Annotated in this window: 10 protein-coding genes; 7 read left to right on the top strand and 3 right to left on the bottom strand. The window is 33.9% G+C overall.

Annotated elements, in window-relative coordinates:
• Positions 1–78: 78 nt before the first annotated feature.
• On the bottom strand, positions 79–2,520 hold the full coding sequence (gene lon / locus AC1EUY_RS08000) for an endopeptidase La (RefSeq protein WP_480194995.1): 2,442 nt from the start codon (positions 2,518–2,520) through the stop codon (positions 79–81).
• A gap of 250 nt (positions 2,521–2,770) precedes the next feature.
• Here lon and AC1EUY_RS07995 point away from each other — a divergent pair, with 250 nt between their 5' ends.
• From AC1EUY_RS07995 to AC1EUY_RS07980, 4 genes are read left to right on the top strand one after another with little or no spacing between them, the layout of a single operon-like run.
• Positions 2,771–3,319, top strand: coding sequence for an RNA polymerase sigma factor (locus tag AC1EUY_RS07995; RefSeq protein ID WP_480194994.1), 549 nt, complete (start codon positions 2,771–2,773; stop codon positions 3,317–3,319).
• Positions 3,309–3,851, top strand: coding sequence for a hypothetical protein (locus AC1EUY_RS07990; protein ID WP_480194993.1), 543 nt, complete (start codon positions 3,309–3,311; stop codon positions 3,849–3,851). The genes AC1EUY_RS07995 and AC1EUY_RS07990 overlap by 11 nt, the downstream gene beginning before the upstream one ends.
• A 25-nt stretch (positions 3,852–3,876) precedes the next feature.
• Complete coding sequence (locus tag AC1EUY_RS07985; protein ID WP_480194992.1) at positions 3,877–4,947, top strand: hypothetical protein; 1,071 nt, start codon at positions 3,877–3,879, stop codon at positions 4,945–4,947.
• Positions 4,948–4,980: 33 nt separating this feature from the next.
• A complete protein-coding gene (locus AC1EUY_RS07980) occupies positions 4,981–5,700 on the top strand; it encodes a head GIN domain-containing protein (protein ID WP_480194991.1) in 720 nt (239 codons plus the stop codon).
• Between the two features lie 49 nt (positions 5,701–5,749).
• On the opposite strand, the gene AC1EUY_RS07975 is transcribed toward AC1EUY_RS07980, so the two are convergent.
• Complete coding sequence (locus tag AC1EUY_RS07975; protein WP_480194990.1) at positions 5,750–6,931, bottom strand: GlmU family protein; 1,182 nt, start codon at positions 6,929–6,931, stop codon at positions 5,750–5,752.
• A gap of 93 nt (positions 6,932–7,024) precedes the next feature.
• On the opposite strand from AC1EUY_RS07975, the gene AC1EUY_RS07970 reads away from it, so the two are divergent.
• The 3 genes from AC1EUY_RS07970 (at position 7,025) to AC1EUY_RS07960 (ending at position 9,667) form a co-directional block, all read left to right on the top strand.
• The gene (locus AC1EUY_RS07970; RefSeq protein ID WP_480194989.1) at positions 7,025–8,743 is read left to right on the top strand and encodes a GMC family oxidoreductase; all 1,719 of its coding nucleotides are present in this window, start codon (positions 7,025–7,027) and stop codon (positions 8,741–8,743) included.
• 4 nt (positions 8,744–8,747) lie between these two features.
• Positions 8,748–9,449, top strand: a complete 702-nt coding sequence (locus AC1EUY_RS07965; protein ID WP_480194988.1) for a gluconate 2-dehydrogenase subunit 3 family protein — start codon at positions 8,748–8,750, stop codon at positions 9,447–9,449.
• 74 nt (positions 9,450–9,523) lie between these two features.
• Entirely contained in the window at positions 9,524–9,667 is a 144-nt protein-coding gene (locus AC1EUY_RS07960) for a DUF5679 domain-containing protein (RefSeq protein WP_480194987.1), read from the top strand.
• Positions 9,668–9,730: 63 nt separating this feature from the next.
• Here the strand turns inward: AC1EUY_RS07960 and carB are convergent, their stop codons facing one another.
• Positions 9,731–12,580: a carbamoyl-phosphate synthase large subunit gene (carB, locus tag AC1EUY_RS07955; protein WP_480194986.1), complete on the bottom strand. Its 2,850-nt coding sequence runs from the start codon at positions 12,578–12,580 to the stop codon at positions 9,731–9,733.
• Positions 12,581–12,664: the final 84 nt, after the last annotated feature.

The raw sequence follows: 12,664 nt of genomic DNA, 5'->3' as shown, positions 1-12,664 counted from the left end.
AAAGATAGGATAAAAGTTTGCGAAAAGAAAAACCTGTACTGAAGGAGTACAGGTTTTAAAAATTGAGCTTTACATTCACTATTTTTTAACCTTCTGTTTTAAGAGCGCAATATCAATTACTTCTTTCATAGTATCTACAAAATGGAACGTAAGTCCTTTTACATATTTAGGTTTAATTTCATCAATATCTTTTTTATTGTCTTTGCAAAGAATGATATCTTTAATATTTGCTCGTTTCGCAGCTAATATCTTTTCTTGAATACCACCTACAGGTAATACTTTGCCACGTAAAGTGATTTCTCCTGTCATAGCCAATCTAGAGCGTACTTTTCTTTTAGTAAAGGCAGACACTAACGATGTTAGCATCGTAATACCAGCACTTGGTCCATCTTTAGGTGTAGCACCTTCTGGTACGTGAATATGCACATTATGCTTTTCTATATCTTCTACAGAAACTCCAAATTCTTCAGCATTTGCTTTTATAAACTCTAAAGCAATCGTTGCTGATTCTTTCATTACTTTACCAAGATTACCAGTAATACTTAAGGCACCTTTACCTTTAGAAAGAATAGATTCAATGAATAAAATATCACCACCTACTTGTGTCCAAGCAAGCCCAGTTACAACACCTGCAACATCATTATTTTCATATTTATCACGTTCTAATCGTGCAGGACCTAGTATTTCTATAATATCATCATTGGTAAGTTTCTTATTATAATCTTGATTCATAGCAATAGACTTAGCCGCATAACGCACTACCTTTGCGATCTTTTTGTCTAGTCCACGTACACCAGATTCGCGTGTATAGCCTTCAACAATCTTTTCTAACTGGGGCTTACCAATTTGAAGATCATCTTTTGTAAGACCATGTTCTACCAGTTGTTTAGGCAATAAATGTTTTCTTGCAATTTCGATTTTCTCTTCAATTATGTATCCGTTTACATTAATGATTTCCATACGGTCACGTAATGCCCAAGGAATAGTATTAATATTATTGGCGGTAGCAATAAATAGTATTTTAGAAAGATCATAACCAACTTCTAAATAATTATCGTGAAAATCGGTATTCTGAGCAGGATCTAATACTTCTAACATAGCAGAAGAAGGATCACCTTGATGACTATTACCTAATTTATCGATTTCATCTAATACAAATACTGGATTTGAAGTGCCAGCTTTTTTAATATTTTGAATTAAGCGTCCTGGCATTGCACCGATATAGGTTTTTCTATGTCCGCGGATTTCAGCTTCATCACGTAAGCCTCCTAAAGACATACGCACATATTTTCTACCTAAAGATTCTGCTACAGATTTTCCTAAAGAAGTTTTACCAACTCCTGGAGGACCATACAGACAAATAATTGGAGATTTCATGTCTCCTTTTAACTTAAGAACAGCCAAATGCTCAATAATGCGTTCTTTTACTTTGTCTAAACCAAAATGATCTCTATCTAATATCTTCTGAGCTCTTTTAAGATCAAATTTATCTTCAGAGTATTCATTCCAGGGTAATTCTAATAGTAGATCTAGATAATTACGTTGTACAGAATATTCAGCTACTTGCGGATTCATACGTTGTAAGCGTCCGATCTCTTTATTGAAAGTTTCAGCAATTTCTTTTGACCATTTTTTGGTTTTTGCTTTCGCTTTCATTTCCTCAATTTCTTCATCATACGAAACGCCACCTAGCTCTTCTTGAATCGTCTTCATCTGCTGATGCAGATAGTACTCACGTTGCTGCTGATCCATATCCTCTCTAACCTTCGATTGAATATCATTTTGCAACTGTAAACGTTGCAATTCAACATTCATCTCTTTAAGAATCTTTAAAGCACGTTCTCTAAGGTCATTGGTATTCAGTAAATCTTGTTTTTTATCAACACTTAAATTCATGTTTGATGAAACAAAATTCACTAAAAACGAATCACTTTGAATGTTTTTGATAGCGAAAGAGGCTTCACTTGGTAAATTAGGATTCTCTTTAATAATCTTAAAAGAAAGATCTCTAATAGAGTCTATAATAGCATTAAATTCTACATTTTTAGTAGCGGGTTTCGCCTCTTTTACTTCTTTAGCGGTTGCTTTGATATAGGGTTCAGTTTGTACAAATTCACCAATTTCAAAGCGTTTTTTACCTTGTATAACAACCATCGTATTACCATCTGGCATCTTTAGTATTCGTAAGATACGTGCCACAGTACCCACTCTATGTACATCTTTAGCGGTAGGTTCTTCAATTAGCTCATTTTTTTGAGCAACTACACCTATGGTTTTATCACCGCTATTTGCTTCTTTTATTAATTTGATTGAGGCATCTCTACCAGCAGTTATAGGTATAACAACTCCAGGGAATAATACCGTATTGCGTAAAGGTAAAATAGGTAATACTTCAGGAACATCTTCACGATTTATCTCTTCTTCATCTTCGGGAGTCATCAACGGTATTAATTCAGCATCTTCATCTAAGATGTTATGTAGTGACAAACTGTCAATATTTAAAAATTTTGGATTGCTCATAAGTTTAAATAGGTCAATATGACATTAAACGTTTTATTTCTTAAAATAATATATAGTAATCTCATTTATAAAAAACTCATTTTCAGAAAACTATATAGTATTGATTTTTATTTTCATTGTTATAGGTCAATTGTTATGCCAAGGGTTAACAGGAAATAGATTTTAACTCCATTTTAAAAAAGTGTAAATTTATTTTTAGAAAAGTGTAACAGTATAGAAACGCTGTTGTCTTTTTAATAGAAACGATTCATTGCAAGCACAAAAAACACATATTAAAGAGTTATTGCGTCAGTGTGAACTTGGAGTACAAAGTGCTCAATTAGAGGTCTATAAGCGCTATTATAAAGCAATGTATAATACAGCACTTAGGATTTTGAACAACAGCTTTGAAGCTGAAGATGTTATGCAAGAATCGTTTCTAGTAGCATTTACAAAATTGAGCACTTTTAAAGGTGAAGTTGCCTTTGGTGCTTGGTTAAAGCGAATAGTGATTAATCGAAGTTTAACACAATTGCAAAAGAATAAAAGAGTAGATGAAGTTAAACTAGAAGTAATACCCGATACACAAGAAGAAGTTGAAGAATTAAATTATGCAACGCTAAAAGCGACTGAAATTGTGAAAGCAATTGGGGAATTAAAGGACAATTATAGAGTAGCATTGACATTAAACCTTCTTGAAGGGTATGATTCTGAAGAGGTTGCGGAGATTATGAAAATTAGCTATCAAAATAGTAGAACCACAATTTCTAGAGCAAAAAATAAATTAAGACAATTATTAACAGTGAGTTATGAAGGATAGATTAGAAGAACAATTTAAAAACTTACAGGGTCAATTTGATATTGAAGAGCCAGCGATAGGTCATTTTAATAGGTTTGAAGCAAAATTATCGAGGCAAACCAAAGCAGATACTAATGTAAAATGGAATCCTAAAACATGGAGATGGTTGGCAGTAGCTGCAAGTGTAGTTTTAGTACTAGGTTTATGGTTTGGTTCACCTTCTGAGCCAGTAGGCATGCAATTGGCTGAGGTATCACCAGAAATGCAAGAAACACAAAGCTTTTTTGTTACTACTATTAATAAAGAATTAGAGAGTATCAATGTACAACGAACTGATGAAAATGCTGTCATTATAGATACGGCTTTGAGACATCTAGAAATGCTCGAGTTGGATTATAACCAGCTAACACTAGACTTACAGCAAACAGATAATGACAAACGAATTGTATATGCAATGATCAATAATTTTCAACAACGTATAGAAATACTACAATCACTTTTAAGTCAATTAGAAGAGATTAAATCAATGAAAAGTGAATTAAATCAAGCTTAAATGTAGAACGATGAAAAATTTATATATGAAAAAAATACTACTCATCACTCTTTTTATGATTCCAGCACTAGTGTTAGCAAATAATCCAGTACATGGTAAACATAAATATGAGAAAACAAAAAAAGTAAATAAAGAATACAATGTGAATTCTGATGCACTTCTTAATATTGATAACAAATACGGTGATATTAATGTTACTTCTTGGAATCAAAATCGAGTGACTATAGATGTTGTTATTACGGTGAGCGGAAATAATGAGGATAAAGTTAAGGATCGATTAGATATGATTGATATTGAATTTAGTGGCAGTAATTCAATGGTCTCAGCTAGAACGCATATTGAAAAGAAACGCTCAGGATGGTCGTGGGGCTGGGGTAGCAAAAGTAATATCCATTATAAGATCGATTACACAATTAAGGTTCCTATCAATAATAAACTTGACCTAAATAATGATTATGGTAATATTTCTGTAAATGAAATTAACGGCAAAGCAATGTTAACCTGTGATTACGGTAATATCAATGCTGGCGACCTAAATCATGAAAACAATACAATTGATTTAGATTATGGTAAAGCTTACATAGCCTATATGAAAGGTGGTGATGTTGTCGTAGATTACTCTAAAGTAAATATTGATGAGACAGTTGATGTTACGCTTGATGCTGATTATACGACTACGGTTTTTGAAAAAGCAAGAAATGTAAGATACGATTGTGATTATGGTAGTTTAAAAATAAATAATGCAACATCTGTTGTGGGAGACAGTGATTACTTGACCACGCGTTTAGGTACAATTTCTAAAAAGGTTGCTATTGTAGCAGATTATGGGTCGGTTAGAATAGAGCAATTAAGAGAAGGCTTTGATTCTATAGATTTTGATGGAGACTACTGTAGTTTTAAAGTAGGCGTTCCTAATGCTCCATTTGACTTTATGGTTGATCTGAGTTATGCCGGATTTAAAAGAGAAGACTCTGGATATGATTTTTCAAAACAAATTGTAAAATCTTCTTCTAAATATTATGAAGGAACTTATAAAGGAGGATCAAGCTCACGAATTAAAATAAATTCAGATTACGGAAGTGTAACATTTTACTAAACAGAATATTTAATAATACATAAACTAATAAAAATGAAAAAAATAATAACAGTAATGGCACTATTTGCAATGACGTTTAGCGTGAATGCACAATGGTTTGGAAAAAAAGTAAGAGGTAGTGGTGATGTGGTTACCAAAACAAGAAACGTAGGTACTTATGATCAAGTGGCCGTAGGTGGTTCATTCGATGTGAAGCTTGAATCTGGTAAAGAAGGAAAATTAACTATTAGAATGGATGATAACTTGCTTGAATATTTAGTTACCGAGGTAGAAGGAGATAAACTTAAAATAAAATGGAAAAAAGGTGTGAATATTTATTCTAAAAGTAGAATTTTAATTACTGTGCCTTTTGAAGATCTTGATGCTGTAAGTTTAGCAGGCTCTGGAGATGTATATTCTGATGATGTTATTAAATCAAAGAATTTAAAAACAGTATTATCGGGTTCTGGAGATTTAAAGCTAAAAGTAGATGCAAATTTCCTAAAAACGAGTATTTCAGGTTCTGGTGATATTACCTTATCTGGAAATGCTACTTCTGTAGATGGAGGTATCGCGGGTTCTGGTGATATTCATGCCTATGAATTACGTACAAAAGAAGCAGATTTATCCATTGCTGGCTCAGGCGGTATTAAAATAAGTGTTACCGATATGCTAAAAGCAAGAATAGCTGGTTCAGGTAATATCTATTATAAAGGTAATCCTGCAAAAAATGACGTAAAAGTGAGTGGATCAGGCAATGTGAGCTCACGATAATTTTAGCTTACATACCAGTTAAAAAAGCGGCAAAAAAAATGCCGCTTTTTTAATTAAAACTCTTTCTATATTTTTCGGTTATCTCAAAAACATGCTCTAAGATGCGTTGCTCTTTTTCATCATAAGTTACTTCTCGTCGTTTCATTACAGCAGTAGCGACCTCATTTACTTTATTCATTTTAAAAGTCATATAACCTGCTGACCCTCCCCAAGCAAAAGAAGGAATAAAATTTCTTGGATAGCCGTCACCAAAAATATTAGCACTTACACCAACTACCGTTCCTGTATTAAACATAGTATTGATACCGCATTTAGAATGATCTCCCATCATAAGTCCACAAAATTGTAAACCTGTTTTTGCAAAGCGTTCCGTTTCATAATTCCATAATTTTACTTCTGCGTAATTATTTTTTAAATTAGAAATATTAGTGTCTGCACCTAAATTACACCATTCACCAAGTACTGAATTCCCTAAATAACCCTCATGTCCTTTACTAGAATAACCAAATAACACAGAATTGGTTATTTCTCCACCAGCCTTACAATAGGGGCCTACAGTAGTATCGCCATATATTTTTGCACCTATTTTAACGGTAGCATTTGTGCATAAGGCAAACGAACCACGAATTATGGCGCCTTCCATAACTATAGAATCTTTACCCAAATAGATCGGACCTTTCTCAGCATTAAGTATAGCATAAGATATGGAAACACCTTCTTCTAAAAATATTTGTTCTTTATTAATACAATTCACAGTATCGGGTATAGGCTCAGATTTTCTTCCAGAAGTTAAAAACTTAAAATCAGCTTTAATAGCTTCTTCGTTTCGTAAGAAAATATCCCAGGTATTTTTTATCTGTATAAGTTCATCTTTATATATAATAGCACTATATAAGTCAAAATCTATTTCTTTCTGGGTGTCTTTCGTATAAAAAGCAATAATTTCTTCATTTTTAACAATAGCTTGATTCTCTTTGAGATTTTTAATTTGCTCTACAAGTGTTTCTGTAGGTAGAAAAGAAGCATTGATCATTACGTTATTTTCAACTTCAACCATAGGGTACTTTTCTTCAAGATACTCTTCAGTGAGTGTAGAAGAGGTAAAGCCAAGATATTTTTCCCATTTTTCTCGAATAGTTAAGATACCAATTCTAATATCGGCTACGGGGCGAGTATAAGTGAAAGGAAGTAGCGTGTTACGCACAGTACCGTCAAATAAAATATAATTCATGTGATTTTATTTGTCACAAATATAACTATGTTACTCTAAAATTTATATTGCTCTTAATAATTATTATATTTGATACTACTCAAATAATATTTTATGCAAGTAAAACAATCTTCTCAGACTTTTGATGCTATAATTGTTGGATCTGGTGCTGGAGGTGGAATGGCAACTAAAGTACTCTCTGAAGCAGGTTTAAATGTAGCTGTTGTAGAAGCTGGCCCTTTCTTTGATCCTGCAAATGAAGAGCAACGCACACAATTAAAATGGCCTTGGGAATCACCCAGAAGAGGTGCTAGTACGACAAGAGCTTTTGGCGAATTCGATGCAGCTTACGGTGGTTGGGAGATAGAAGGCGAACCTTATACGAGAAAGGTAGGTACTAAATTTGATTGGTTCCGTTCTCGCATGTTAGGAGGACGTACAAATCATTGGGGGCGTATTTCATTACGTTTTGGCCCAAAAGATTTTAAAAGAAAAAGTATTGATGGTTTGGGTGATGATTGGCCTATATCGTATGACGATGTGAAACCATATTATGACAAAGTTGATAAACTTATTGGAGTTTTTGGTAGTAAAGAAGGTATAGAAAATGAACCGGATGGTTTTTTCTTACCAGCACCAAAACCTCGTTTACATGAACTCTATTATATAAAGGGAGCCAGAAAAGCGAATGTACCTGTAATACCATCGCGTTTATCTATTTTGACCAAACCTATTAATGAAGATCGAGGTGTTTGCTTTTATTGCTCTCAATGTAATCGAGGTTGTAGTGTGTATGCTGATTTTTCATCAGGAACCTGTTTAATTTTCCCAGCACAAAAAGCTGGTGGACAAATAACGTTGTTTACTGAATCTATGGTTCGAGAAGTTATTACCAACAATTCTGGTAAAGCGACTGGTGTTATTTATATTAATAAAAAAGACAGAAAAGAATATCAATTAAATGCCAAGGTAGTTGTGTTAGCGGCTTCAGCATGTAGTACAGCTCGCATCTTATTAAATTCTAAAAGTAAATATCATAAAGATGGATTAGGAAACAGTAGTGGTGCAGTCGGTAAATATTTACATGATTCAACAGGTTCGAGTAGAATGGCTTTTGTGCCTGAATTAATGAATAGAACAATATATAATGAAGATGGTGTTGGCGGTTTGCATGTGTATTCGCCATGGTGGGGAGATCATAGTAAGCTTAATTTTCCGAGAGGATATCACCTCGAAGTTTGGGGTGGTATGGGAATGCCTTCGTATGGTTTCGGATTCAACGTGAACCTTATGAACGAGTTCATTGGAGGAAAAGTAGGGGGATATGGTAATAAGCTCCGCGATGAAGTGAAAAAATTCTACGGTGCTTTTGTGGGAATATCAGGTAGAGGAGAATGTATAGCTAGAGAAGATAATTATTGTGAGATAGACACAGATGTGGTAGATGAGTGGGGGATACCAGTGTTAAAATTTAATTATACATGGTCTGATCATGAACGTCAACAAGCTAAGCATATGCATAAAACATTTGAAAATATATTTAATGGAATGGATGCGCATATCTTAGGTAATAGGCCTGGAGAAGATACTGAGTATGGATTGGAAACCCCAGGTCGAATTATCCATGAGGTGGGTACTACACGAATGGGAGATGATCCAAAAACCACAGTTTGTAATAGTTATCAGCAGCTTCACGATGCAGAAAATGTATTTATTGTTGATGGTGGTCCTTTTGTATCACAAGCAGATAAAAATCCTACATGGACGATCTTAGCGCTATCTTGGCGTACATGTGATTATATTGTTGATCAATTAAAAAAACAAAATATTTAAAAAGATGAATAGAAGAGATACAATTAAATCTTTACTATTGGGTTCGGTTGCTACCGGATTAGCAATACATGGTTGTAATATGCCTTCAAAAGAAGTATTAAACCAAGTAAAAGATGTACCATTTTACGGTCGAACTCCAGAGGAAAAAGAATATGATCAAAAGGTTTTTGCAGAAGAATTTTTAAATGAGCATGAATTAGCTACCATAGCTATATTATGCGATATTATATTGCCAGCTAATGATTCTTATGGTTCAGCAACAGATGCTAAGGTTCATGATTTTATAGAATTTATAGTAAAAGACCTACCATTACACCAAACACCAATTCGTGGTGGATTGATGTGGTTAGATTATTTTTGTAACAAAACGTATGGTAAAGAATTTATTAATTGCACAAGTAATGAACAATTAGCAATTTGTGATCAAATAGCTTATCCGCAAAGTACAATTCCAGAATTAAAGCAAGGGGAAACGTTTTTTACTCGAATGCGAAACCTTACTTTAACTGGCTATTACACCACTAAAATGGGTATAGAAGACCTTGGTTATAAAGGAAATACACCAAATGTATGGGATGGTGTTCCAGAAGAAGTTTTAAAAAAACATGGGTTATCTTATGAAAAGGAATGGCTTGCTAAATGTATAAATAGCGAAAATAGAACTGAAATTGCTAAATGGGATGAGGCCGGAAATTTGATTAGTTAATATTTTTATTTTCTAGTTCGTAAATAAAATCCTATATTTATCGAGTAATCAATCAATTTATAAAAAACTACATTATGGAAGGATATTGTGTAAAATGCAAGGCAAAAAGAGAAATTAGCGATGCTAACGAAGTTACAATGAAGAATGGAAGAAAAGCAATGAAGGGTAAGTGCCCTAAGTGTGGAACAGGAATGTTTAGAATTTTAGGTAAAGCCTAATATCTTTTTTTGAAAAAGCACTAAAAAACCTCTTGAATTTTCAAGAGGTTTTTTTTAGTTTATTTATTTACTTAAGTACATTTTACGTCTCGAATACAATTCGTAGAACTGATCATCTTTAAGGTCATCTATAAATAAAATACTTTCACCTGTTGACTTCATTTCTGGGCCTAAACGCTTATCTACATTAGGGAACTTATTAAATGAGAATACAGGTTGTTTTATAGCATACCCTTCTAGTTTCGGATCGTATGGGAAGTCTTTGACTTTATTTTCACCCAACATTACTTTCGTTGCGAAATTCACATAAGGTTGTTTGTAAGCTTTTGCAATAAAAGGAACTGTACGTGAGGCTCTTGGGTTGGCTTCGATAATATATACTGTATCATCTTTGATAGCAAATTGTATATTGATAAGCCCTACGGTTTTAAGTGCTTTTGCAATCTTTATGGTATGATCTTTTATTTGTTGCATTACAAATTCACCCAAATTAAAAGGAGGTAATGTCGCATTAGAGTCGCCCGAATGTACACCACAAGGCTCTATATGTTCCATAATACCTATAATTTGTACATCATCTCCATCACAAATCGCATCTGCTTCTGCTTCTATAGCGCCGTCTAAATAGTGATCGAGCAACAATACATTATTAGGGATTTTTCTCAATAGACCTACTACATGATCTTCTAGCTCTTCTTTGTTGATCACAATTTTCATTCCTTGACCACCTAAAACATACGAAGGTCTTACCAGTATAGGGAAGTCTAATTTATCAGCTACTGCTAAGGCTTCTTCGGCCGTAGTTGCCGTATCAAACTCTGGGTAAGGAATTTTTAATTCTTTTAGTAGAGTTGAAAAACGACCTCTATCTTCAGCTAAATCTAAAGCTTCAAAAGAGGTACCTATGATTTTCACACCATATTTATCTAGCTTTTCAGATAATTTTAAAGCAGTTTGTCCTCCAAGTTGTACAATAACACCCTCAGGTTTTTCGTGCTGAATAATATCATAAATATGTTCCCAGAAAATTGGTTCAAAGTATAATTTGTCAGCGGTATCGAAATCTGTAGAAACCGTTTCTGGATTGCAATTAATCATAATAGTTTCATATCCAGCTTCTTTCGCAGCCAAAACACCATGTACACAACAGTAATCAAATTCAATACCTTGCCCTATACGATTAGGGCCAGAACCTAAAACAATCACTTTTTTCTTATCTGTAACTATAGATTCGTTCTCTGCATATGCTTTACCGTTTACAATCATGTTATTTTCAAACGTAGAATAATAATACGGGGTTTCAGCTTTAAATTCTGCTGCACATGTATCTACTAACTTATAGACTCTGTTAATATTGAGTTCTTGGCGTTGTTTGTGCACTTCGCTTTCGTAGCATCCTAGCATATGAGCAATTTGTCGATCTCCATATCCTTTTTGCTTTGCTTCAAGTAATAATTCCTTTGGCAGTGATGCTAAGGTATAAGTAGAGATTTCTTTTTCTATGGCAAAAAGTTCTTCATATTGCTTTAAAAACCACATATCAATTTTAGTAATCTGATGTATTTTGCTAAGTGGCATTCCAATTTTTATAGCATCATAAATAGCGAAAACGCGATCCCAGCTCGCATTTTTTAATTTATCTTTTATGAGTTCATAGTCAGTATAATTTTTACCATCTGCTCCAATTCCATTGCGCTTAATTTCAAGAGATTGCGTAGCTTTATGTAAAGCTTCTTGAAATGATCTTCCTATACCCATAACTTCACCTACAGCTTTCATTTGCAATCCTAAAGTACGTTCACTTCCTTCAAACTTATCAAAATTCCACCTTGGTATTTTTACAATTACATAATCTAAAGTCGGTTCAAATAGCGCAGAAGTAGATTTTGTAATTTGGTTGTCAAGTTCATCCAAACTATACCCAATGGCAAGTTTCGTTGCTACTTTTGCAATAGGATACCCAGTTGCTTTACTTGCTAAAGCAGATGATCTTGATACACGCGGATTAATTTCTATAGCAATGATATCTTCTTCTTCATCTGGGCTCACCGCAAATTGTACATTACAACCTCCTTCAAAGTCACCAATAGAACGCATCATATGTATGGCCATATCTCGCATTCTTTGAAAAGTAGTATCAGATAATGTCATTGCAGGTGCTACTGTAATCGAGTCACCAGTATGAATTCCCATAGGGTCCATATTCTCGATGGTACAAATAATCACAACATTATCATTTCTATCACGCAAAAGTTCTAATTCAAACTCTTTCCAACCCATCATGGCCTTATCAATCATAACTTCATGAATAGGTGATGCTTCGAGTCCACGCCTTAAAAGTTCATCAAAATCTTCAGCTTTATATACAATCGATGCGCCTGCACCACCTAAGGTATACGAAGAACGAATTACAAGAGGAAAGCCAAATTCTTGGGCAATCTCTTTACCTTTTAAAAAGGAAGTTGCCGTTGCTTGTGGTGCCATTTTTACACCAATTTTACCCATCAATTCGCGAAACTGTTCTCTATCTTCTGTAATATTGATAGCCGCAATATCAACTCCGATAAGTTCAACACCGAAATCTTTCCAAATGCCTTTATTATCAGCTTCAATACATAAATTTAAGGCGGTTTGCCCTCCCATGGTAGGAAGTACAGCATCTATTTGAGGATGCTCTTTTAAAATTTTAATAATAGACTTGGTGGTAAGTGGTAATAAATATACATGATCGGCCATGGTAGGATCGGTCATGATCGTGGCCGGATTAGAATTTATAAGAATAGTCTCTATGCCTTCCTCTCGTAGTGAGCGTAGCGATTGAGAACCAGAATAATCAAATTCACATGCTTGTCCGATAATAATCGGACCAGAACCTATAATTAAAACAGACTTAATGTTGGTATTTCTTGGCATTTTTAAATAGACGATTTTTTAATTGAATGCAAATATTTTAATTTTTTGTTTTTGATAATAAAACGTTTAAAAAACTTATTAAAA

This window comes from Maritimimonas sp. 2210JD6-3 (assembly GCF_056591795.1).
Note: the sequence above shows the minus strand (reverse complement) of the source record. Positions and strands in the feature narration are given on the sequence as shown.

Excerpts from the sequence above, each read along its gene's own strand:
- lon (WP_480194995.1), bottom strand. The coding sequence starts at position 2,520 with ATGAGCAATCCAAAATTTTTAAATATTGACAGTTTGTCACTACATAAC.
- AC1EUY_RS07990 (WP_480194993.1), top strand. The coding sequence starts at position 3,309 with ATGAAGGATAGATTAGAAGAACAATTTAAAAACTTACAGGGTCAATTT.
- AC1EUY_RS07985 (WP_480194992.1), top strand. The coding sequence starts at position 3,877 with ATGAAAAAAATACTACTCATCACTCTTTTTATGATTCCAGCACTAGTG.
- AC1EUY_RS07980 (WP_480194991.1), top strand. The coding sequence starts at position 4,981 with ATGAAAAAAATAATAACAGTAATGGCACTATTTGCAATGACGTTTAGC.
- AC1EUY_RS07975 (WP_480194990.1), bottom strand. The coding sequence starts at position 6,931 with ATGAATTATATTTTATTTGACGGTACTGTGCGTAACACGCTACTTCCT.
- AC1EUY_RS07970 (WP_480194989.1), top strand. The coding sequence starts at position 7,025 with ATGCAAGTAAAACAATCTTCTCAGACTTTTGATGCTATAATTGTTGGA.
- AC1EUY_RS07965 (WP_480194988.1), top strand. The coding sequence starts at position 8,748 with ATGAATAGAAGAGATACAATTAAATCTTTACTATTGGGTTCGGTTGCT.
- AC1EUY_RS07960 (WP_480194987.1), top strand. The coding sequence starts at position 9,524 with ATGGAAGGATATTGTGTAAAATGCAAGGCAAAAAGAGAAATTAGCGAT.
- carB (WP_480194986.1), bottom strand. The coding sequence starts at position 12,580 with ATGCCAAGAAATACCAACATTAAGTCTGTTTTAATTATAGGTTCTGGT.